Below are 23,273 nucleotides of genomic sequence, written 5' to 3'. Positions count from 1 at the left end.
TGAGCAATAATAAAATGAGGGATTTGATTTTCATGGTTAACTCCTTAGAAAGGCCACCATTGGCCCATAAAGAAGGAGCTTAACCAACCCACTTTTTGGACATCGGCAAAAGTGCCGGTACCGCTATATTGAATCCGAGCATTGGCAACACGGGTGGATTCAACGGTATTATCAGGAGTGATATCTTGACTACGTACCATGCCAGTAACGCGAATAAACTCATCACCATTATTAATTGAAATCCACTTTTCGCCGCGAATAACTAAATTGCCATTGTTAAGCACTTGCATGACATTGGCTGAGATGCTGCCGTCTAAACTGTTTGACTGATCGGCATCTGACTCACGCTTGGTATTCATGTCATCTGAATAACGAAAATCTAGCGGAATTCCTTTAATCGACAGATTGCTGCCACCGGCATAAACCGGATCGACGCTTAAATCAGAGCCTCTTTTAATTTCGTTATTGGCACTTTTCTTCGCTTGGGTCGACTCATTAAGCAATACGGTAATAATGTCACCCACTTTGTGGGCACGAATATCCGAGTACAAACTGGATGATTGATGATCCATGTAAATTGAACCCGTTGACACCATTTGGGTTGGCGGCGCTTCTGGGTAAACAGGCGCATAAAATGGATCATCGGCTATGGGTTTTTGCTGAGTTGAGCTGCAACCCAGCATCACAAATGCTGATGCTAAGACTAAAACCTTATTCATCATCCCCTCTCTTATCATCAAAGCTTATAAGTTCTGTGTTACGTAAGACATCATCTGATCAACAGCTGATATCACTTTCGAGTTCATTTCGTAATTACGTTGACTTTGGATCAAGTTAACCAGTTCTTCAGTCACGTTAACATTTGACGTTTCAAGCGCCCCTTGACGAATAGCCCCTAAACCATCCAATGAAGCCGTGCCCTGAATCGGCGTGCCACTGGCACCGGTTTCGGTGTAAAGGTTTTGCCCTAGTGGGTCTAACCCTGATGGATTAATAAAGTCGCTCATGGCTAACTGACCAATGACGGTATTTTCTGTAGCACCTGAAAGTTTCACTGAAACTTCACCTTCAGATGACACTGTGATTGAAGTGGCATCATCAGGAATGGTGATGGCAGGCTGGATGACATAACCCGAACCTGGGGTCACAATTTGGCCATTTTCATCTAGGCTAAATTGGCCGTTACGGGTATAAGCTGCGGTGCCATCTGGCATTTCAACTTCAAAAAAGCCTGGACCTTCAATCATTAGATCTAAGGCATTGTCTGTGGTTAACATATTGCCTTGGGTAAACATCTTTTGCGTGGCAACCACTTTGGTACCCGCACCGAGGTTTAAGCCATTAGGTAGTTTGGTGTTATCAGCACTGACGCCGCCCGCTTGGTTAACGGTTTGATAAAGCAAATCTTCAAACACTGCGCGGCTTTTTTTATAGCCAATGGTACTGGCGTTGGCCACGTTGTTAGAAATAACCGAAATGTCGGTTTGTTGGGCATCTAGGCCGGTTTTACTGATCCATAAAGCAGGATGCATAATAATTACTCCTAACTAATTCTCATTAAAGCTGACGAGGCGCGATCAAGATCTTCGGCGTTTTTCATCATCTTCACTTGCATTTCGTATTGGCGCTGAATATCAATTAGCGCCACCATTTCAGATACCGCATTGACATTACTGCCTTCAACTGCGCCACTTTCAACTTGAACATTGGGATCATTAGGGATGTTTTGCCCTGTGGTTAAACGAAACAAGCCATCCTCACCGCGCATCATGTCGGCGTTGTTGGGGTTAACCAATTTAATCCGCGCAACTTCTTCGACTATGTCGGCTGTGGCGCCTTGGGGTCTAACCGAGATAATACCGTCAGGGGAGATTTGCACTTTTTCAACCGGCAGTGGCAGCACAATTGGCCCAGCCTCCCCCATAATCGGATTGCCACGCGCATTAGTGAGTAAGCCGGTAGTGTCAAAATTTAGACTGCCTGAACGGGTATAGGCTTCACCGCCATCAGCAGCTTGCACAGCTATCCAGCCTTTATCTTTAACGGCAATATCTAAATCACGACCTGTGGTTTTAAGTGGGCCTGAGTCAAAGTTATGCCCGGGGCTTTCTGTCATTGCAAAAACACGAGTCGGTAAACCTTCGCCAAAAGCTTGCATAGAGCGTGCTTGAACCAAATCAGCTCTAAAGCCGTCAGTATTCACATTAGCTAAATTGTTGGCTCGCACCGCCAAAGCATTCATATTCTGCTTAGCGCCGCTCATGGCAACATAAAGTAATTTGTCCATTTACCGCTCCGTCAAACTTTCTTCATAACAAAAGATATACACAGAACTAGCAATCAACGTGCCAAAAAATTAAGGGTTTGAGTTTTAGATGAAATTTGCAGTTATAAACAGCGGGGAAATTTACAAGATAAGCAATATTGGGCAGGTTAATGGCTGTAGTAACGAGGTGAAGAATGAGGTGAACAATAAGGCAAAGAGTTGCCATGGCGGCAACTCTTTACTAAAGCGCGAGTTTACTAAAGCGCGAGATTACTAAAGCGCGAGATTAATTAGCGGATCTGCAATACCGTTTGGTTAAGGGTATTGTTAACTTCAAGGGTACGTGAGTTGGCTTGGAAGTTACGTTGAGCTGAAATCAAATCCACCAGCTCGGTGGTTAAATCAACATTTGATTGCTCAAGTGCTGACGAGCGAATACTACCAAAAGTGCCGCTATTGGCCTCACCTGCTAGTGCTGGGCCTGAGTCTAAGCTGGCTTTCCAAGAGGTATTACCTACTTGAGTTAAGCCTTGCTCATTAGAAAAGCGTACTAATGCTACCCGAGCTAATGGCACGGTTGAACCGTTACTGTAACTGGCTGTTACTAAACCGTCATCGCCGACACCGACATTGGTTAAGCGCCCGACTGTGGTGCCATCTTGGGTTAACTCTGTCACTTCAAACGGTGAGGCGTATTGAGTAGGATTATTAAAATCGATGTTCACCTTTTGGGAGCCGTCAGCGCCGGTGCCGATAACACCTGCGCCATTACTACCTAGTTCAACCGTAGACACTACCGCTGGATCAGATCCTGTATAAGTTCCGGCATCATTAAATGTAAGTACTGAGCCTTTCCAGCCGGATGCGTTTTCAGCGGTACCAGTTGAATCAGCAATACCATCACCAGTAGTATCTGTTGGGAATGAACCACCCGTTGGCGCATCAATATCCACTTGCTTGCCATCAACAGCATAAAAGGCAACCCAGTTATTCTCACCAGTATGGGAACCACCTTCTGGTTTAACAAAATAAGTGGTCAAGATATGAGCCTCACCAAGTGAATCATAGATAGTTACTGAGGTTGAGTTATTGTAAGTATCTGCGTCATCTGGATCAAAGTTTGCTGGATCAAGTTCTTCATCACCAACATTGAGGTTCATTTGAAAACCAACGTTACCGGTTTTCACTGGGCTACCTGCAGTATCGGGGATTTTAATCGGTTGGGTGGTGGTTAAACTCACTGAAGTCGAATTACCATCAGCATCCACAGGGAAACCCTGTAAATAGTTACCGGCTGAATCTGTCATAAAACTTTCTGAGTTTACTTTAAATGCACCAGCACGGGTGAATGCATGATCTTGGCTGCCCGCTTCAGATGAAGTAACAAAGAAACCACCGCCACTAATAGCCATATCTAAGGAGTTGTTAGTAAACAGTAAGCTACCTTGCTGAAACTGTTGCGCTACGTGAGTTGTGGTTGCGCCGCCGCCCACTGCGGTATTACCATTTGAAAAAATTGAATTAGCATAAACATCGGCAAATTCAGCGCGAGACTCTTTAAAACCAATGGTATTGACGTTGGCAATGTTATTAGCCGTGGTGTTGAGATCTTTTTGAGCAGCTGCGATACCACTCAATGCAATATTAAACGACATAAATCACCTCTTAGCGCTTTAAATTAGGTTCTGTGTGGCTGCCAGATTTCTGGCAGCTTATTATTGTTTGTGTTATTAACTTTCTGCCACTGCCAGTACATCAGACAATTGAATACCACCTAGGCCTCTGAGGTTAAGGATCGGACCGCTGGCGACACTGCCTAAAGACACACTAGTGACATGGGCATAAGTTGAAACCGCTAAATCTTCGGCGTTGCCATCAACTTTACCGTTAGCTTTAATGGCATACATGCCTTCTTCTACGGGTTCGCCATCTTTATCAAGGCCATCCCAGCTGACATCAATGTTGCCGCCTGCAGAGCCATCAACCTCAAAGGTTTTAATCACTTGGCCTGACTCGTCTTCAATGGTGACGGTAATGGTATCGATTGGCTGTGGCGTACTAATGACACCGTTAATGACTGGGTTTTCTTCTGAGACATGGCCAATATCTGATGGAATGAGCACCTTTTGCCCCACTAAGCCCGAGGCTTGTAATGCCTGACTTGAGCTCATCACACTGTTCAAATTCAAAATTTCAGCATTTAAGTTGGCAATACCATCAACGGTCGCGAAGGACGCCATTTGTGCGATCATCTGATCGTTTTCAACAGGTTTAAACGGGTCCTGCATTGACAGCTGTTGACTCAAAAGCGCAAAGAAATCCGATTGGGTTAGCTCTTGGCTTTTAGCTTCACCAGTTTCGGTGGTGCTAGCTGATTGCGCAGCAGTTAGGCTATCTAAAAAGCTACTGTCTGATACCTGTGTAGTTTGTGAGTTTGTCGCCACTGAATTAGTGGAGACGGTGGAAGCCGTGGTAGACGTCTGCAACTGCGGTAATGACTGACTACTGTAAGGATTAACGAGGCTCATTGTTTACCTCCAACTAAATTCATATTACTTACCCATACGAAGCGTTTGCTGCAACATTGATTTGGCGGCATCAGCCACTTGAACATTCATTTGATATGACCGAGAAGCAGAAATCATATCGGCCATTTCTTCCATCACATTGACATTGGGTTTATAAATAAACCCATCGTTATCAGCCATTGGATGATTAGGTGAGAATTCTTTTAATAACGGTTTATCGCTTTCTACAACGCCTTTAACACTGACACTATGAGAACTATTTTGCTGATGACTGGCTTTGGCCATTTCAGCCTCAAAAATAGGATGACGAGCTCTATAGGTCTCACCGACACTGCTTGATACTGTGTTGGCATTAGCAATATTACTGGCGGTGGTATTTAAGCGCACCGATTGCGCAGACATACCCGAGCCTGACACATTAAAAATATTAAAAAGACTCATAATTAATCACCTCTAATGGCTTTACGCATGCCAGAAAACTTACTTTCAAGAAAGCCCAGTGACATTTGATATTCCAAAGAGTTTTGCATAAATGCAGATTGCTCTTCTTGCATATCCACCGTATTACCGTCACCTGTGTCTGGCTGATTTGGCACCCGAAACTGCACATGCTCTTGGCTTAACGCTTTAAGGTCAAAGTGCTTGTCAGTTGTTTGACTCATTTGCAGCCCTTGCTGATGAGAGCGGGCGCTATTCATGGCAGAGGCAAAGTCTACATCACGGGCTTTGTAACCCGGGGTATTGGCATTGGCGATATTACTAGATAGCACTTCAGCCCTTTGAGCACGTATGCCCAACGAGTATTGATGTACCCCTAAACCATTTTCAAAATTAATCGCCATAAAATTGCCTCCATCAGCTAACTGTCACTAACAAAGCAAACCTTATGCCAAAATATTGCGGTTTTAAGATGAGAAAGGATAAAAATGAAAAATGCCGACGTAAGTCGGCATTTTATTAACTAAAAACATATTAATTCATAAACTTACAATATATTTTTCTTTTGATAGTAAATCCCTGGGTTACAACGCACCATCGTAAATTCATCACTTAAACCTGAGATAGATTCTGACGCCCCTAAAAATAAAATCCCATTGGGATTAAGGGCGGCAGCAAATTGCCGCAAAATTTTAGCTTTTGCCTCTGGAGAAAAATAAATCAACACATTACGACAAAAGATAATATCGAACTTACCCAATAAGCTATAACTTTCAAGCAGGTTATGACTTCTAAAATTCACTAACCGCTGAACATTATCTTTCACTTTCATATGACCTGACGGCATTGGATCAAAAAATTGTCGCTTTCGCTCATCTGATAGCCCACGGGCTAAGGCTAAGCTGTCATATTCGGCCTTTTTACAACGCGCTAGCATTGAAGGTGATAAATCGGTGGCTTGGATCGTCGCGCTACCAGGCAATGCCCCCGGCTTACGCTGCTGATACTCTAAAATAGTCATTGCCAATGAATAGGGTTCCTGCCCTGACGAGCAAGCGGCTGACCATATTTTTAACGGCCGACCTAAGCGGCTATATTCAGGTAATAAAGCATCATGAAGTAATTCAAACGGGTATTTGTCTCTAAACCACAGAGTTTCATTTGTGGTCATAGCGTCAATCACTTCCGCCCGTAAATGCCGCTCCATTGGCTTCATTGAGCGCTTAACCACTTCCGATAATGAGGGCAAATCATGCTTGCCCATTAAAGGCGCTAAGCGACTTTTTACTAAATATTGCTTGTTGTCACCTAATACAATGCCACTGTGTTGCTCTAAAAAAAGCTTAAACTGATTATATTCTGCTTCAGCAAGTGATTTGTTCGGCACTTTTACATCCTATTTTAAAGAGGCGCTTTACATTGTTTGCAATCTAAAGCCGCCGCTTTGTTTGGTTACCGAGCACTTGGTAACAAACGTGAAATCTACAACCTATGGTGAATCATCAGCCCTAGGTTGTAGATTGAATTATTATAAAATGAGATGTTTGTTGACCGCTGACGCTAACTCATCGGGATTAAACTTAGCGATAAAGTCGTTTGCGCCGACCTTTTCAACCATGGCCTGATTAAACACGCCACTTAATGAAGTATGCAGCACCACTTTAATATCTTTAAGTTTTGGATCGTCGCGAATTTCCGCCGTTAAGGTATAGCCATCCATTTCTGGCATTTCAATGTCTGAAATAATCAGTGGAATTTCATCGGCAACATTATCCATCTCAGTGGCAATCGCTTTTAATTTCTCTAAGGCATCTTTACCATCAATAGCGGTGTCAATTTGCAGGTTCAATGACGATAATGAACGGATAATTTGCTTACGAGCAACTGCAGAGTCATCAATCACCATAATATGGTAATGCTGCTCTTTATCAATGGTAATAGCATCACTGGCAGCTTGGCTTAATTCCGTTTTTACTGGTGATATTTCATCAAGAATTTTTTCAACATCTAAAATCTCAACCAATTCACCTTCGATTTCGGTTACTGCAGTTAAATAAGAGTTGCGCCCAGCCCCTTGTGGCGGTGGCATAATTGATTCCCAATTCATATTAATAATGCGCTCTACTGAGCTAACCAAAAAGCCCTGAATACTGCGGTTATACTCAGCAATAATGATGAAGCAATTTTCAGTCGATGCCAACGGACGGCCACCAGTTGCCGCACTTAAATCAATCACTGAAATAGTCGAGCCCCGAATGTGAGCAATGCCTTTAATCATTGGGCTTAAACGGGGTAACTTTGTCAGTGGCGGACACTGTAATACTTCTTTTACTTTAAAAACGTTGATACCGAAACGTTGGCGACCATTAAGTTTAAAAAGCAGTAACTCCAGTCTATTTTGGCCTACCAGTTGGGTACGTTTATTAACTGAATCAAGAATGCTCGACATAACCCTGCCTTGTTTTATGAATGCTTTCCCTAGTGGGATTTATTATTAGAGTTCACTGTTAATCAGTGTTTTAAAGCGACAGTAAAACCATTTTCGCAAATTGTAACACAGTAATTTATACCAATTTGCTGGTTTAGCGCTTAAATTTAGCTATAGGCATAGTTTTTGCTTGATTGTGGTCACATCGCATTTAAGCGACGATTTCAATGAAAAAAGTCAAACTTCTGACAAAGATAACATTGAGAATGTTTAGCCTTATCATTGCTAATTAAAATTGAAGTTTAGAGGTAACCTGGCCAATCAAGCTAGTTAGAATATTATGAAGAAAAACATTCTACTATTGATCATTATTTTTTTATCTTTACCGGTTAACGCCAGTGAAGATGCCACCATAACTTACTCTCTATCGACCATTACTGAATTAGCTAAAGAGGTAGTAGCAAAAAAAATTGCTAAAAAGCCCAATGCGGTGATCAACATTAGCCCGCAAAATCTTGATGGCCGATTAACACCGCCAAGATGTTTGCCACCCATTAGTGTTGAAATGGCCAGTGACCGCGAAATTAGCCGCACCAACACAGTCAAAATTAGCTGTATCAGCCCTGATTATGACTACCCATGGCAAATGTTTATCTCGGTTAAAGTTGAGGTTATGTATCCAGTGGTGACAGCATTGGGAATTATTGAAAAAGGTGAGTTAATCACAGCAGATAATGTGGCAATTAACTATGTTGACCAACACAGTATCCGCGGGCAGTTTTTTTCTGAGATCTCACAATTACTCGGTACCCGCTCAAAAAGGCGTGTGTCAGCTAAAGCGCCTTTGCTAAACAATAATTTATGCTTTGTTTGCAAAGGAGATTCGGTATCTATTTATGCTAAAACAAACGCATTTGAAATAAAAACTGCCGGAGAAGCACTAAGAGATGGTAATATTGGCGATGCTATTAGAGTCAGAAATAGCAATTCTAACAGGCGATTAGATGTCATTGTCACAGGCGTTGGCGAAGTTGAAGTTAGAATGTAAAATATTCTAAAGTTTTTTCTGACAAGGCCGATAACCTGTTTGGAAAACCCTAACATTACGCTGGAGCCTCACATGGCAATTGATATTAACCATCTAAAAACAGCTTCTCATGCTCAGTTGCGCACCAATCGCGACGCAGGAGCAACAACGCAAACAGCTGACTCAGCGGCTAAGACCACGGCTGCCCCAGTAAAAACGGATTCGGTCAGTATTACTGCACAAGCGCAGCAGCTGCAGGGAGTGCAGAGTAATATGGCATCTTTACCAGAAGTTGACCAAAGCAAAGTTGATGCAATTAAATTAGCAATTTCAGAAGGTCGCTACAAAGTCGATCCTGAAAAGTTAGCTGCTAACATTGCTAGCTTTGAAGCTGATCTTGACGGATTAAATTTCGACCAAGAGTAACCTCATCGTTACTCTTGATATTATCGGCCACACATTACTTAACGGGTAATGTGGGTTTTAATAAAGAGTAACTTATGACTGAATTACTACAGCTGTTATCTTTTCAGCACGACACCTTGTCGTCGCTGAAATTACTTGTATCTGAAGAAAAATTAGCCCTTACTGAACGTGACGCAGATAAACTACTGTCACTGGCAAAAGACAAGGTTGACTGCCTAAACAACCTCAAACTTAATGATGAAAAGTTAGCCTCTCACCCAGAAAAAGCATTATTAAACGCTGAGCCAGAACTCATTGTTAAAGTCGAAGAAGCCAAAGCGATTCTAGACGAGTGCAAGGCCATCAATAGTCAAAATGCCAGCTTAATTGAGCTTAATATAGCCAGCCTTAATCGCTTCTCTCAAGCGCTGCAAATGAGCCGTAATGCATCAAGCCTGACCTATAATGACAAAGGCCGAACTTCAACGATTTCCTCTTTAGGGCAAAACCTTAAAGCATAATCGAGGCGGTAATTAACTGCCCTGCGAGTTGCTAGATTGTGTTTTAAAAACCAAAAAACCGCTCAAAGAGCGGTTTTTTTGTACTTCAGTTAAGTTAATTTAAATGACTGGATTTAAATAATTAAATTTAACTAAAAGTAAGTCACATGCTTAATCGTTCTAGGCCTATTTTGCTGCTGATATAGGCTCCATACCTGTGAAAAATCCAGTTCTAACTCAGTCACATACATATCACCAGCCGGATAGCTTTTGACCACTTTAGCGCCTTTAATCATGCCCGAGACACTGGCGGTAACGGTTTGCTTATTCAGCAACCAATCATCGACCTGGCTACTGGCATCAATCTGCTGGCCATACACTTGCTCAGCCAGTTCACGATAAGCGGCAATTTTAGACGCTTGCATCGCCATTAACACCTTGTGAGATTGCTCTGTTGCCGGTTGCGTTGCTAACGGCGCATAACCAATAGCGGTTAGTTTAGGAAATTGTTTAGGCGCCTCGGTTTCCCATTGCACATACTTGTCGTTTACCGCACACCCGGACAAGGTGAGGGCTGCTGTCAGGGCTGCAAACAGTATTGCCTTCATTGGTTATCTCCTAAAATAGTCACGCTTGCCATACCTGCATGCTCGTTTCGATACAAGATGCCGTCTTTTGAAATCACCTTATTGGCAGGTGTTAAATAGCCTGGCAGGCTGTGGGTTTTAACAAAGGTTTGTACCGCTGACACTACTCGATTATTGCTAGTATTGACAATTCTGGCATTGACCACCACCCCCTCTGAGGTAGTGCCCATGGTGGCTACGACCACATGGGATACCGCTAAATCTGTGGCAAGCTGCTTCCAGTCGCGGCTTAAAATAAACTCACCCTCCGCAGTGGCGCGAAGTGAACTAGCCACATTCATATCAACAAGATTAAATTCATTGGCATGAAATGCAGTCAACATGCCTTGCTGCAATTGCTGCCCCAGCAAATTAGTTTGTCCGTAATCATCAAGCATGACAGGTGTGGTGATCAGCAGTGGTTGATCAGCTCGTAAGCTGTCGTTTTGTAGCACTAATTCATTGACAATTTTTTCCGCCAAGCGGTTAACCCCAGCTTTGGGCGCTATGCCTGACTGCTGAATATCGTAGTGAATAACATGATCCGTTTTGGGCTCAGACTCATACCAAAAATTCATCTCATAGCCTTCATTGACATAAGATAAATCATCATACTCTGTCGGTTGTGAGCCAGCACAAGCTGTCATCAACATCATGATTGGAAGTAAACCAATTCGGCGCATATTGCATTCCTGTATTTAACTCAAGCATTGCTATGGGCTAAGGCGTTTGAGGCCTAAAGGTTAAAAATGAATTCTAAAAACACTATCGGCAATCAGGATAAAAACTTTAGATAATTAATCCCTTTCAGCATTGGCTTAACGACTTATATATTAAAAACCAATAACAGGCACACTCTTTGCATTTATTCTCAAACAATCGCTCCTAGTACTTTAACGCCATAAACTTGGCACTGTATTAGTCGTTCATCGTTATCTTTAAGCAAGTGATTAATATGAAAATATGCAGTAAAACAACCCAGCGACTCTACTCCGCAGCCATATTGCTGTTTGTCAGTATCTTGAGTCTGCCGTTAAAAGCTGAAATTATTGAAGTAACAGGCCATGCGAATATCATTAATGGCAATGTAGATAAGGCGCGTGAAGTGGCGATCAGCCAAGCGCTAAGCTATGCCAGCATGCAAGCTGGGGTTGGTGTTAACGTTAATAGTCAATACATCATGGGTCAGGGGCAGTTAAGCCAAGATGCATTTCAGTTTAGTCATATAGGACAAGACAATAATATTGAACTGGTATCTGAAATGCTCACCAGCACTGACATTACTGTATTACTAAGATTAGATCTTCAAGACGACTCAGCTCAGCAATGCCGAGGTCAGCAATTAAGAGCGGCAATAATGGTGCCTCAGGCCAGTATTCAAGATCGCGCTCAATTACGTTATGGTCAGTTATTAAACTTTACTCAAGCACTATCACAACAGTATGGCGTGCTACTAAATAGTCACTCCCATAATAGCTTTGCCCGCATTCACGCCGATGAAGCACTAGATCACAGCAATGAGTTAATCAATTTTAAAGGTAATCGCATCCCAAGTTGGTTAGGCGAAATCACCGATAGCCAATATATCTTACAACCAGAAATCCTCGATATGTCAACCGAGCCCACCTCAGGATTAATGTTTGGCTTATTTCACGGCTACCCACAAAGACAAATCAGCTTTAAGTTAACTTTGTATCACGCTATTAGCGGTGAAAAAGTCTGGAGTAAAGATTACTCAGCACAGGCGCAGTGGGAGTTTAAACGTGACGAAACCGTATCACCCACCACTAAACGTTTTTGGCGCTCAAGCTATGGCCAAACGGTTAACCAGCTTATGCAGCAAAGCACTGCTGACATTGATAATTTGCTAAATTGTCGCCCACTGCTGGGACAAATTGTGGCTAAACAAGGCAATAGAATAATTATTAACTTAGGCCGTAAGCACCATGTGAGAGCCGGTGATAGCTTTCAAATTGTATTGCAACAAAACATCCCTGACAGAGTGAATTTAATGCGCGCCGTTGCCACACCAAACCGCGCAACAGTCACTATTGATCAAGTATCAGAAGAAAGTGCCACCGCAGTATTACAAGGCATAGACGCAACAGGGAATATTCAAATACAAGATATCGTGATTAAGATTTAAGCAACTAAATTTAAAGCCTTTTAATCAAGATTAAAACTTGTATAATTGCGCTTAGTCTCCCTATAGCTCAACAGGATAGAGCAGTCGCCTCCTAAGCGATCGATCAGGGTTCGAGTCCTTGTGGGGAGACCATATTTTTTATTGATCGTTCGCTATCCTTCGGATTTTCAGTTCAAGTTTGTAACGCTCAAGCACCTTCCATTTTATTGCTGAAACTCCAACTAAAGTTGCTACCGTTAAAGGTTCTTTTTACTAGACTTAATTTCATAAAACATATGTGCATACTATTTTTGGTATGCACTAACTATATGTACTACGAGCACTGTAATTAGGAGCGTGTTATGTCTGGATGGTTCGAGTTAAGCAAAGGCAATAATGGTCAGTTCAAGTTTGCATTAAAGGCTGGCAATGGCGAGGTGATACTGACCAGTGAGCTATATGCCGCTAAAAGTGGCGCTAATAATGGTATCGCCTCGGTGCAAGTCAATTCTCAAAGCGAAGATAAATTCACTAAAGAAACCGCTAAAAATGATAAGCCCTATTTCAACCTTAAAGCGGCTAATCATCAAATTATTGGTACCAGTCAGATGTATGCCAGTGTCGCATCACGAGATAATGGTATTCGTTCAGTGATGGATAATGGTAGCTCTACCACCATAAAAGATCTCTGTTAACTCGTTTTAAATATCATAATAAAAGCTCTCGAACCTTTTGCTTTGGGAGCTTTTACTATTTACAACCGATTAACTATCTACAACTGATTAGCTATCAACAACTAAATTATGCCAGCAGCATGCGCCACCACAGGCCCACTACGCTAGTCATCCCTGTTGTATAGGATGTGAGTTTACCTTTATTAAATACCATAATGGTTGGCGCGACTTGTACCGACCAGTCATTGCTGAGTTCACTTTGCTGATCGTTTATCACTTCAAAGCTATAGCCTTTATCATCAAGGTAAGCTTGTATTTCATGATTGTTGCCTGACGCCATTGCCACGCTGATCACCGGATAATAAGCCGACATGGTTTCAACGGCTGGGCTTACTGTGCCGCATATTGGGCACCAGCTTCCCCAAAAATACACCAACACCGGCTTATCTTGGCTAATCGCCAATACATCGACCCTTTCACCTTTAAGGGTTACTCCCTGTAATTCAGGTAAGTTATCATGCTGAATGTCTTTGCCGCGCCATAAATCCATTAAACCCGTAATGACCATCACGAACACAATCAGTATGACGATTTGCTTTAACCAGCCGAAGATCTTTTTCCCTAAAGGCACTTTGTTACTAGCATCTGGCAACTTACTATCTAGCTGGCTCTGATGTTGTTGTTTGCTATCAGAAGAAAACAAGCGACTCATGATTTACCTCTTTATATGTTTTACAAAATAGGGAAATGACAGGCACTTGATGGTGCAACCTAAAAATCATTAATTAAATCGTTCGCGCTGCTGAATAAGCAGCCGGAAATTTACATTATTTATTGTCACATAAGCTAAAAAATATTAATTAGCAGCTCATTGGGTTTTAAAGTCAGCATCTAAAAGTGAAAGTAGTTTTCATTAAAGCGCTTTGTTTCGCTTATACGCTAGCATACTAAAAGCTAATGTCAGTATGTATCAGTTTAGTTACTGCTGATAAACCCCAACAAATACAACCAAACAAAAACACAATAACACCAAGCGCGAAACGTAACTTTAAAATAAAAAGCCCTGTGGCAACAAGCTAGTCACAGCTTCAATTTATACTTGTTAGCCAGCTTTTCAGGTGTTTAAAATCCCTTAGCTTCCAAGAAAGGAGGCATATATTTATAATAATGGGGTTAAAAATGAAAGTGTTAAAAACAGCTGCTGCCATGGCAGTGAGTGTTGCTTTACTTGCTGGTTGCAATGACGAAACTAATAATTACTATCCAGGTGAACCAGCACCTGAAACAACTGATGTACGCATCGGTGCTTATAACTTGTCTTTCGATCGTTTTACTTATGAAGATCTTGTCGCTGAAATGGCGTTAACCGTCGCTGAGCAAGATGAATTAATGAATAAATGGTTCGATGAGTCACTTAGCGACGAAGAACTCGCTGTGGCAGAAAAGGTTATTCAAATTCGTAACGTTGCAGCAATTATCCAAACTGAACGACCTGCAATCTTATGGATGGGTGAATTCAATAACGATGGTACAGCAGAAAACCAACAAGCAATCCAAGGTTTCCGTTTAAACTACCTGACTGTGCCACAAAATGCTTTAGGTTCAACGTCTGAAGAATTTAAAGCCCTTGAGCCAATCCAGTTTGGTTATTTTGAAAACTTCGCCACTAATACAGGCCTATTAAGTGGTCACGATTTAAACCGTGATGGCAAAGTGGCGCTACCTGATGACGCCTGGGGCTTCGGTTTCTACCACGGTCAATATGCATTCAGCTTACTGTCTCAATACCCAATTGATACAGATAATATCCGCACATTCCAAGATTTTAAATGGAAGGATATGCCTGGTGAAACTAACCCAACAATTATTAATTGTGACGATGAAAACAATCCAATTCCGGAAGGAATGGCTTGTGGCGATGAGTGGTACACTGCTGAAGCTTGGGCAGAAAGACCAATGTCATCTAAAAACCATGTTGATGCACCTATTATTATTCCTACAGCAGATGGCGATAAAGTGATTCACTTATTAATGTCGCACCCAACACCACCTATTTTTGATACGGTAACTGAAAATAACAAGTTACTTAACCGTGCTGAAATCAAATTCTGGGACGATTACACATCAGGTGAAGGTAGCTATATTTACGATGATGAAGGTAACAAAGGCGGTATCGATAGCGATGCATCATTTGTTATCTTGGGTGATTTGAATGCTGATCCTGAAAGTGGTGACGGCTACTTAGATACCATCAAAGACTTAATGTACAGTGACCAAGTTAACCAACTTGCTACTCACGGAATTTACGCACCAAGTAGCTTAGGCGGACCAGAGTGTTTGTCTAACGGTGAATGTCGTGCAGAAAACTGGGACACTAAATACCCAGATGCGGTTACTAGTACTTCAGGTTTACGCTTAGACCATGTTATTCCATCAAGTGATTTGAATGTCACTGACTCAGGGGTGTTCTGGCCTGCAACTTTCGAAGAAGGTCGTTTAATGATGAATGACGAACGTGTAGGTAAATGGGGCGGCGGCGGAAAGTCGGTGTCTTCAGACCACCGTTTAGTGTGGATCAACGTAGCGCTTTAATTAGCACTTATATTAGCTCAACTGGTTTAACATGAGTGCTTTAAGCACTTGTGTTAACTACAGATAAAGCCCGCATTTGCGGGCTTTTTGTTTTAACTTTTTGTTTTTAACTATGCGCTCAATAGCAGCTAAAAGTGTTAATCAGGAAATATTACATCTTGTCGGCTTTCAAGCCATAGAGGATATTTAGTCATCACTTTACTGAACATTTTGCTTTGCAGATAAGCATTAAGCCATGCTCTTACATGTGGATATGGCGACTGCAAATACCATTGCCGCTCTACTCGGGCAAATTGCCTGATAAAAGGTAACAATGCGATATCAGCTAAACTCTCACGATCCGCAAACAAAAATTCATGCTCGGATAACAACAGCTCAAGTTGTTGTACGTAGACTTCACAGGCCAGACGACATTCCACAATATTTGATTCGCTATAGCGTTTGGCGCATTTGTAGTTTTCAAGGCAGGACTTAAATTCACTATCAAAACGATAGATAAGCGCAAGCATCGAATCAAATTTAGCGGCGTCAGTGGCAAACAGTAAATCATCAGGATCGCTTTGGCTTAATGCCCACAACATCACTTCATAACTTTCTTCTATCACCTGCCCTTTTGGGGTCACGATCACCGGCACTGTGGCCTTAGGGGAAGCAGCTAACATTTCAGCGGGTTTGTCACTTAATACAATATCTCTAAGCCAAATAGGCTGATTTGACTTATAAATGGCAATTCTTGCTCGCATGGCAAAGGGGCAATTCCTTAGAGAATAGAGTACAGGTAAATCTATGATTTTATTCATTGTTATATGTTAATCCCAACTACATATATGCACACTGGCTAATTAATTATCTACTTTAACCATATTCATTAGTAAAATATACGGGTAACATCCCTGCATTAAAATTAACGGAGCAAGTCTAAAACATGAAACCTAAGATTGAATTATTAGCCCCTGGCGGTGATGTCGAGGCGATTAAAGCCGCAATTATTGCTGGTGCAGATGCTGTTTATTGCGGCTTAGATACCTTTAATGCTCGTAATCGCGCTGCTAATATTTCTTTTGACCAATTGGTTGGGATCATTCGACTTGCCCATCAGTACGACTGCGAAATCTTCTTAACCTTGAATATCGTTATTCTTGAGCAAGAATTTAAAACCTTAATGAAGTTACTTAATAAGTTGGTAAATACCACCTTAGACGGCGTTATTGTGCAAGATTTGGGCTTACTGTATGTACTGAGAAAACATTTTCCGACTTTAGCTATTCACGCTTCAACCCAGTTAACCACCCACAATGCAGGCCAAATCCCGTTTTTAAAGCATTTAGGCGCAGAGCGGGTGAACTTATCTCGTGAATTAAACCTACGTGAAATCACTACCCTTGCAGAAGTTGGCCGCGAGCATGACATGCTCCTTGAAGTGTTTGTCCATGGCTCATTATGTGTGGCGTTTTCAGGTTTATGTTACTCAACCTCAGCCAGCGCGGGTAACTCAGGTAACCGAGGCCGCTGTAGCCAAGCTTGTCGTGAAGAGTATGAAACCACTGAATCAGGTAATAATTTTCCGCTAAACATTAAAGATAACTCCGCCTTTTTTGACCTACCGGCGTTAATTGAAGCTGGAGTGTATTCATTTAAAGTTGAAGGCCGTATTAAAGGTGCCAGTTACGTACATACTGTGATTGATAGTTTCCGTAAGCAAATTGATGGCTATGTTGAAACAGGTGAATTGACCCAAGATGGCGAGCGCTTATATAAAGTATTTAACCGCGACTTTACCAACGCCTTTTTACGCGGCGATTTAAACCAATCAATGTTTATTGATAACCCACGGGATAACTCTAAAAATCATTTGGTTGACCAATTAAAAGCAGAAAAAGGTGAGTCGATTTCAGTGGTGCAAATCCACGATGCCCAGCAGCAATTGCAAATCGATAAGCAGCAAATTAATGCCTCTGTGGATGATAAAATTGCCCACTTAAGTATTGAGAAAATCAAGCTATCATTGGCCTTTGCCAGTGAACAAGGTCAGCCCTTAAGCCTGACTGTTACCACTGAACAAATGAGCAGTAAACTGGCCTCGGCAGAGCAGCAAACCTTAGTGCTGCATTCAAGCAGTAGTATGCTGCCAAGCGAAAAACTCAGTGTTGACCAAGAAGCCATTGAAAAGCGTTTTAAAAATATCAATAACGCCAATTATGAATTAATCAGCTTAGATTGCAGTGGTTTAGCAGATGGCTTAAGTATTCCATATCGCGAGATCACCACCCTTAAAAATCAGCTGTTAGCTTATTTAAACGATGGCATTGAAGTGATCCCAACGGTTGAGTTACCAAAACTTGAACGCCACCCTAAAGTGGCAGTAAAAGCTGACGCTGAAACAGCCCAGCCACAGTTATCTATTTTGATTTGTGATGAAGCGGATGTGGCACTAGCCCAAGCAACCGATGCTGATATTTATTTCAAACTGCCAGATGCCTATAAACGTGGCTGCACTAAATATGTGGAATTCTTCAAGCAAAACCCACGCTTAATTCCATGGTTCCCGCCAGTATTGATTGGTAAAGATTACGATGCAGCGCTTAATATTTTACAACAAGTAAAACCTGAGCTTATCGTAACTAACAATACAGGTATTGCTTATCACGCCCAAAAGCTAGGTGTTAAATGGATTGCTGGACCATTTTTAAATACCACCAACTCATACGCTTTATTAGCCTTAAAAGAAGGCTTTGATTGTAGCGGTGCGTTTATTTCAAATGAAATTAACCGCCAACAAATGAAGCAATTAGCCCGACCTAAAGACTTTAAAATGCTTTACAGCATTTATCATCCAATTTTGTTAATGGCCAGCAGACAATGCTTCTTCCAACAAAGTGTTGGCTGTGAAAAACCACGAATTGATAATGGTTGTATGTTGTCATGTGATAAATCCACCAGCATTAAAAACTTAAAAGGTGACTCTTTTGCCATTGATAAGCAAAAAGCAGGTTACCCAAGTATTTATAATCAAGACCAATTCTTGAACATGGATATCGTTGACGATTTAGCTGATTTATTTGACGGCTTCATGATTGATTTAACCAACATTGGGGCAGGCGATAGAGTCTCACCTGACAAGCTGGCATTGATAAAACAGTTTGAGCAATTGCTACAAGGCAATCAAAACGTTAAGTCAGAACTTGCCGCCATGGTGCCAGAGTCAACGGTTGATCAGTACATCAACGGTTTGTAATACCAACCCGCTGATTTATTGATAACACAGTAACAAAGCCCTGATGTAGCTCGCGACATCAGGGCTTTTTTGTCTTCACAATATGATTTTTGGGGATAGGTAAGGTATTTAAAATCAGCAACTAATGCTAAAAAAATCCAAATATTACCACGTTAAATGTAACAATTTGAATCGCGCGTTGAATGTTATCAAAATATTTAAACGCTTGTTTTAATAGCTGCTTTTAATACACCTTAAATCCCTTCTCGATTTTAGCGTCGTAACTTACGGAATTTACACTGTTAATTATTTGTTGCTTAAATTGCATTTACCTTAAAGTGAGGTCAGAATCACACCACCCAAGTTTACTTGATCTTAGTCACAAAATAATAAGAAAAAATATGACAGCACGTATAACAAGTAATAAAGAATATCTGTTCTCACCTGATAAACCATTAATTTCCAGCACTGATCCACAAGGGGTTATTACCCACTGTAACCAAGCATTCATCGACACCAGTGGCTATAGCCGAGAAGAGCTAATTGGTCAGCCGCATAACCTTGTTCGCCACCCAGATATGCCCAAAGCGGTATTTGAAACTATGTGGCAGACATTAAAGTCTGGCAAGGTATGGATGGGGCTGGTAAAAAATCGCCGCAAAAATGGAGACTATTACTGGGTGAGTGCTTTTGTCACTCCAGTTTATGATGGTAATAAACTGGTGGGCTATGAGTCGGTACGTGTGCAAGCTGAACCCGATGAAAAACTACGTGCGAGCAGTGCTTATGCGCGCATCAATGCTGGCAAGTCAGCATCATCGCTGCGCAGTCGCCTAAAATTGGGCTTCACTAAAGCATTACCAATTATTCTGCCCTCACTAATACTCACCTTAATGCTTGCTTGGCAAGGTAACAGCGTCGCGGCTACAGCCAGCTTAATCGCTGGACTAGTAAGCCTTGGCTGGAGTTTGCAGCAACAAGCTAGTCAGTGGAATAAACTACTATTAATTAGCCCTAAATCATTTGCCAATGAAACTGTTGCCCAAACCTACTTTGATGATACTGGCACCAGCGCCCAAGCTAAAATGGCTTTCATTAGTGAAATAGCCCGCTGCCGCACAGCATTAACTCGTATCGATGAGTCAGTTAGTGGCTTAGACAAAATTTCCAATATCAGTAAAACTCAAGTGTCAGTGACTCAAGCAGCGGTAGAGCATCAAGGCTTAGCGACTCAACAAATTGCCTCAGCGATCACCCAGATGTCCCAAGCTATTCAAGAAGTCGCCCAAAAAATTGAAGAAAACTCTCACAGTGCAGAAAATGCCATTAGCTTTGTTGATTCTGGCGCAGCGCTGGCCGATGAGTCCCTAAGCTCAATCCACCAGCTAAGTCATGCGGTTGACAGCATTGCTATTACGATTAAAGAGTTAGCCACCTCAACTGAAGAAATCGGTCAAGCGGCCAATTTAATTTCCTCCATTGCTGAACAAACCAACTTACTGGCTCTCAATGCTGCCATTGAAGCGGCTCGGGCTGGAGAGCAAGGCCGTGGCTTCAGTGTTGTCGCCGATGAAGTGCGCGCCCTTGCCTTAAAAACCCGTGAATCAACCGACCAAATCCACAGTGTCATTAAGCAGTTGTCGGCTCGTACTAATGCCGCTGTTGATATGTCACACCAAGGTGAAATTGCCACTAAAAATGGCCTTGAAGTAGTTGAGAAAACTCGCTCATCACTGGAAAAAATAAAAGGTGCGGTGACGAATATTACCGATATGACCTTTCAAATGTCCTCAGCAGTTGAAGAGCAAAGCGCTGTTGCAGAGCACATCAACCAGCAAATTATTGAAATTGCTGATGGGGCAACAGATACGGGCTCTGCGGCCAATAAGTCACTCAATGCCAGTGAGGAGTTAGAAAAAACCATCAAGGTATTTCACTCTCTTATTCGCCGTTTTAAATTATAAGCCGCTATAGGGAAAACTGCTCTCAGTGCGCTGTATTGGGCGCACTGAAGTCATGATAACCCTCTTGGCAAGCTTGTGTAATGAGCCTGCTTCAATCTGCCTGTTTCAATATCAAGCGATGCAATACAGGCTGTTCCCAAAACAAGCCAGCCTCAATAAAGCCCTTCTCTGTGTTCTTATCCCAAAGCTAGGCAAGAGCTAGCACTATTTATAGCGAAAAGTTATAATTGGCCACTTAATTACCCTTTAAACCCTAGGAGCTATTTTTGGCACACACTTACATCCCGCTAGATGTGTATAAGCGCAAGTGGATTTTTAACCATAAAGATTTGCCTGTTGCTGATGAAGACAAAGCATTAATCAAACCGTTAACGGACAAAAGTGCCATGATGGTTTGGAATCAATGGATAAGTAATAAGTGTAATCGTGCTGAATTATTTTCTAAGGGTGACTGGGCAGCTAAGCAAGATGCTTGGAAGCAAACCGAGCACTGGCAAGCGGCATGGGACTCTGAAGATAATACCCTGCCAGAACCGATTGCTGAGTTTATTGACTGGAGTGACGATACCCAAGTATTTTTCTGTTATGAAAAATACCAAATCATCGAAACCACCTGGGCAGTGTTTGCTCAAAACTGGAAAGCCTTTTTGTTTTTCGATGATGGTCCAATTTTGATCGCCCCGAAAAAGAAACAAGCCATTATGTTCGAGCAAAATGGCCAATATAAGCTAGGAACGCGTTCGTAGTCTTGTTGTGCAAAATCAGCATACAGCCCGTATAAATCACACTTTATAAAATGAGTTGCCCATGAAACGACTTTCAATAATTGCCCTCACCGCTGCGTTAGTGTTACCACAAATGGCTGAAGCTAAAACCGTTTCAGGTGTTGAGCTGGCGGATAATATGACGATTGCAGAGCAACAGCTTGCCCTTAATGGCGCAGGGGTGCGCAGCAAGTTCTTTATGGACTTATATGTTGGCAGCTTGTACTTAGCAACACCTGCAACCAATGTAGATGCGGTTATCGCCCAGCCGATATCAGTGATTAGGCTCAATATCACTTCTGGAATGATCACCGCAGATAAAATGACTGATGCCATTGTCGAAGGTTTTGATGCAGCCACCAATGGCGATAGCGCATCCATTCAAAGCAGTATTGATGCGTTTATGGGACTATTTAACGAAGAAGTCAGCAAAGGCGATCAATTTACCTTTGTCACCCATAAAGACGCTGGGGTAACCAGCTTTAAAAATGGTCAAGAACAAGCCACAATTGCCAATGAAGCGTTTAGACAAGCGTTAATCAAGATTTGGCTAGGCGATGAGCCTGCTCAAAAAAGCTTACGCAAAAACATGTTGGCAAAATAAACGCTGTTAATAGCGCTTAACCCACAGCCACAAAAAAGCGACCTGATGGTCGCTTTTATAGCTAGTTTTATGTAACACCTTTGCTAAAAGGCTAGTTAATAAAGCTTAAAACTTAATATCAATGGCTAAACCTGCTGCCGCTTGATTTTCAATATCATCAGACACCTTAGGTTGACTTAGCTCCATTTCACCAGCAAAGAAGTAACCACCATAGGCATTAATCGATACTTTCTTGCTGATATTCCAGCCCGCACGAATAAAACTAACCCACTCTTCTACTTCAATAGTTTGCTCAGCATCAGTCACTAGAAAGCGCTCGGTACGTCTTGAAGCCCCTAAACCAAAATTCCATTTGTCATCAAGTTTATAAGATAGCTCCAAACCTGCTGGGCCACTAAAGCCTGCTTGGAATGGATTACTTAACGACAGTTTATCGGTTATGTTCCATTTTACCGCTAGGTAAGGAATGGTTTTTACTTCAGAGATATCATTTAAGTACGCCACCCCAACCCCAAGCATGTTACCTGACTTAAAGCGGTACATACCTGAAGCCACAACCCCATAACTTTGCGCATCTGAAGACGATGCCGTATTAGCATAGGAATATTGTAATTTCGGTGCGAATAAAAACATCCACTGGGCATTAGGGCGATAACTTAAAGATAAACCGGCACTGTATTTATTGATGGAACTCCAAGGGGTAACGTTACCTTGCAGTAGGCCTGCGCCAACATTTTTAAAGCCATAATCGAGGTTGTCATAACCTACATTGGCGCCGATAGACCACTCTTTGCCAATAGGCATCGATGCCGACAGCTTCATGCGCCATACATCACGTTGCAGTTCGGTATCTGAGCTGCCGACTTGAGCCGCTTCAGTTGAAGTGCGCGATACATGAAACTTAAACGGTGAGTAATCGTAGGCAGAAGCGGTTGCGCTAAACGCTAAGCTAGACACTGCTGCTAGCTTGGCAACATAGGGAATAGAAAGCCTTTTTGAATAACGCTTTTTAACTTCAAAGGCAGTTTGCTCTGGCACGAGGGACAAACTTGAAATCGTTTTCATTAATCGCTTCCTTTCTCATTATTATATCGATCGAAATTATCAGGTATAAATCA

24 protein-coding genes and 1 tRNA gene are annotated in these 23,273 nt (G+C 42.1%); 11 read left to right on the top strand and 14 right to left on the bottom strand.

The features are described from left to right. Window positions 1–44: 44 nt before the first annotated feature. The 9 genes from flgH to AB4160_RS02745 form a co-directional block, all read right to left on the bottom strand. A complete protein-coding gene (flgH, locus tag AB4160_RS02785) occupies window positions 45–719 on the bottom strand; it encodes a flagellar basal body L-ring protein FlgH (protein WP_102439334.1) in 675 nt (224 codons plus the stop codon). Between the two features lie 24 nt (window positions 720–743). Next, a complete protein-coding gene (gene flgG / locus AB4160_RS02780) occupies window positions 744–1,532 on the bottom strand; it encodes a flagellar basal-body rod protein FlgG (protein ID WP_102439330.1) in 789 nt (262 codons plus the stop codon). Window positions 1,533–1,543: 11 nt separating this feature from the next. Beyond that, window positions 1,544–2,287, bottom strand: coding sequence for a flagellar basal-body rod protein FlgF (gene flgF / locus AB4160_RS02775; RefSeq protein WP_076540191.1), 744 nt, complete (start codon window positions 2,285–2,287; stop codon window positions 1,544–1,546). A 269-nt stretch (window positions 2,288–2,556) separates the two neighbouring features. Then, window positions 2,557–3,921: a flagellar hook protein FlgE gene (flgE, locus tag AB4160_RS02770; protein ID WP_102439331.1), complete on the bottom strand. Its 1,365-nt coding sequence runs from the start codon at window positions 3,919–3,921 to the stop codon at window positions 2,557–2,559. Window positions 3,922–3,996: 75 nt separating this feature from the next. Next, window positions 3,997–4,794, bottom strand: coding sequence for a flagellar hook assembly protein FlgD (flgD, locus tag AB4160_RS02765; protein ID WP_102439332.1), 798 nt, complete (start codon window positions 4,792–4,794; stop codon window positions 3,997–3,999). Between the two features lie 24 nt (window positions 4,795–4,818). Next, window positions 4,819–5,235 (bottom strand): flagellar basal body rod protein FlgC, encoded by a 417-nt coding sequence (flgC, locus tag AB4160_RS02760; protein WP_102439333.1) that lies wholly within the window; start codon window positions 5,233–5,235, stop codon window positions 4,819–4,821. Window positions 5,236–5,237: 2 nt separating this feature from the next. Then, window positions 5,238–5,636: a flagellar basal body rod protein FlgB gene (flgB, locus tag AB4160_RS02755; protein ID WP_076540181.1), complete on the bottom strand. Its 399-nt coding sequence runs from the start codon at window positions 5,634–5,636 to the stop codon at window positions 5,238–5,240. Between the two features lie 143 nt (window positions 5,637–5,779). Continuing rightward, on the bottom strand, window positions 5,780–6,619 hold the full coding sequence (locus AB4160_RS02750) for a protein-glutamate O-methyltransferase CheR (protein ID WP_102519869.1): 840 nt from the start codon (window positions 6,617–6,619) through the stop codon (window positions 5,780–5,782). A gap of 141 nt (window positions 6,620–6,760) precedes the next feature. After that, window positions 6,761–7,681, bottom strand: coding sequence for a chemotaxis protein CheV (locus tag AB4160_RS02745; protein ID WP_102440676.1), 921 nt, complete (start codon window positions 7,679–7,681; stop codon window positions 6,761–6,763). A gap of 319 nt (window positions 7,682–8,000) precedes the next feature. Here AB4160_RS02745 and flgA point away from each other — a divergent pair, with 319 nt between their 5' ends. The 3 genes from flgA (at window position 8,001) to AB4160_RS02730 (ending at window position 9,613) form a co-directional block, all read left to right on the top strand. Beyond that, window positions 8,001–8,708: a flagellar basal body P-ring formation chaperone FlgA gene (flgA, locus tag AB4160_RS02740; protein ID WP_102440677.1), complete on the top strand. Its 708-nt coding sequence runs from the start codon at window positions 8,001–8,003 to the stop codon at window positions 8,706–8,708. A 72-nt stretch (window positions 8,709–8,780) separates the two neighbouring features. After that, on the top strand, window positions 8,781–9,113 hold the full coding sequence (gene flgM, locus AB4160_RS02735; protein ID WP_102440678.1) for a flagellar biosynthesis anti-sigma factor FlgM: 333 nt from the start codon (window positions 8,781–8,783) through the stop codon (window positions 9,111–9,113). Between the two features lie 74 nt (window positions 9,114–9,187). After that, the gene (locus AB4160_RS02730) at window positions 9,188–9,613 is read left to right on the top strand and encodes a flagella synthesis protein FlgN (protein WP_102440679.1); all 426 of its coding nucleotides are present in this window, start codon (window positions 9,188–9,190) and stop codon (window positions 9,611–9,613) included. Between the two features lie 131 nt (window positions 9,614–9,744). Here the strand turns inward: AB4160_RS02730 and AB4160_RS02725 are convergent, their stop codons facing one another. Together AB4160_RS02725 and AB4160_RS02720 are read right to left on the bottom strand one after the other, a co-directional pair. Then, window positions 9,745–10,200, bottom strand: coding sequence for an LPP20 family lipoprotein (locus tag AB4160_RS02725; protein ID WP_102530793.1), 456 nt, complete (start codon window positions 10,198–10,200; stop codon window positions 9,745–9,747). Then, complete coding sequence (locus AB4160_RS02720) at window positions 10,197–10,901, bottom strand: FlgO family outer membrane protein (RefSeq protein ID WP_102440681.1); 705 nt, start codon at window positions 10,899–10,901, stop codon at window positions 10,197–10,199. Before AB4160_RS02720 ends, AB4160_RS02725 begins: the two co-directional genes overlap by 4 nt. Window positions 10,902–11,173: 272 nt before the next feature. On the opposite strand from AB4160_RS02720, the gene AB4160_RS02715 reads away from it, so the two are divergent. The 3 genes from AB4160_RS02715 (at window position 11,174) to AB4160_RS02705 (ending at window position 13,038) form a co-directional block, all read left to right on the top strand. Further along, on the top strand, window positions 11,174–12,364 hold the full coding sequence (locus AB4160_RS02715) for a flagellar assembly protein T N-terminal domain-containing protein (RefSeq protein ID WP_372003542.1): 1,191 nt from the start codon (window positions 11,174–11,176) through the stop codon (window positions 12,362–12,364). Between the two features lie 56 nt (window positions 12,365–12,420). After that, window positions 12,421–12,496: transfer RNA gene (locus tag AB4160_RS02710), tRNA-Arg, on the top strand. Window positions 12,497–12,705: 209 nt separating this feature from the next. Continuing rightward, the gene (locus AB4160_RS02705) at window positions 12,706–13,038 is read left to right on the top strand and encodes a YegP family protein (RefSeq protein ID WP_102438708.1); all 333 of its coding nucleotides are present in this window, start codon (window positions 12,706–12,708) and stop codon (window positions 13,036–13,038) included. Between the two features lie 106 nt (window positions 13,039–13,144). Here AB4160_RS02705 and AB4160_RS02700 read toward each other — a convergent pair whose 3' ends face one another. Continuing rightward, entirely contained in the window at window positions 13,145–13,729 is a 585-nt protein-coding gene (locus tag AB4160_RS02700) for a protein disulfide oxidoreductase (RefSeq protein WP_372003540.1), read from the bottom strand. 467 nt (window positions 13,730–14,196) lie between these two features. Here AB4160_RS02700 and AB4160_RS02695 point away from each other — a divergent pair, with 467 nt between their 5' ends. Next, on the top strand, window positions 14,197–15,609 hold the full coding sequence (locus AB4160_RS02695; RefSeq protein ID WP_303414356.1) for an endonuclease/exonuclease/phosphatase family protein: 1,413 nt from the start codon (window positions 14,197–14,199) through the stop codon (window positions 15,607–15,609). Between the two features lie 137 nt (window positions 15,610–15,746). On the opposite strand, the gene AB4160_RS02690 is transcribed toward AB4160_RS02695, so the two are convergent. Continuing rightward, window positions 15,747–16,409 carry a glutathione S-transferase gene (locus AB4160_RS02690; protein ID WP_102519873.1) on the bottom strand — a complete coding sequence of 221 codons (663 nt, stop codon included), beginning with the start codon at window positions 16,407–16,409 and terminating at the stop codon, window positions 15,747–15,749. Between the two features lie 125 nt (window positions 16,410–16,534). On the opposite strand from AB4160_RS02690, the gene AB4160_RS02685 reads away from it, so the two are divergent. From AB4160_RS02685 to AB4160_RS02670, 4 genes are all read left to right on the top strand, one after another. Next, window positions 16,535–18,844, top strand: a complete 2,310-nt coding sequence (locus tag AB4160_RS02685) for a peptidase U32 family protein (RefSeq protein ID WP_102475416.1) — start codon at window positions 16,535–16,537, stop codon at window positions 18,842–18,844. Window positions 18,845–19,224: 380 nt separating this feature from the next. Then, the gene (locus AB4160_RS02680) at window positions 19,225–20,787 is read left to right on the top strand and encodes a PAS domain-containing methyl-accepting chemotaxis protein (protein ID WP_303414348.1); all 1,563 of its coding nucleotides are present in this window, start codon (window positions 19,225–19,227) and stop codon (window positions 20,785–20,787) included. Between the two features lie 266 nt (window positions 20,788–21,053). Further along, window positions 21,054–21,533: a DUF2947 domain-containing protein gene (locus AB4160_RS02675; RefSeq protein WP_102475418.1), complete on the top strand. Its 480-nt coding sequence runs from the start codon at window positions 21,054–21,056 to the stop codon at window positions 21,531–21,533. Between the two features lie 61 nt (window positions 21,534–21,594). Next, complete coding sequence (locus tag AB4160_RS02670; RefSeq protein WP_102438720.1) at window positions 21,595–22,155, top strand: chalcone isomerase family protein; 561 nt, start codon at window positions 21,595–21,597, stop codon at window positions 22,153–22,155. 105 nt (window positions 22,156–22,260) lie between these two features. Here the strand turns inward: AB4160_RS02670 and AB4160_RS02665 are convergent, their stop codons facing one another. Continuing rightward, a complete protein-coding gene (locus tag AB4160_RS02665) occupies window positions 22,261–23,220 on the bottom strand; it encodes a DUF6268 family outer membrane beta-barrel protein (protein ID WP_133126422.1) in 960 nt (319 codons plus the stop codon). Window positions 23,221–23,273 lie beyond the last annotated feature (53 nt).

This window comes from Shewanella sp. 10N.286.51.B8, from assembly GCF_041469325.1.
Taxonomy (GTDB): Bacteria; Pseudomonadota; Gammaproteobacteria; order Enterobacterales; family Shewanellaceae; genus Shewanella.
This window is presented reverse-complemented; position numbering and strand designations above follow the sequence as displayed.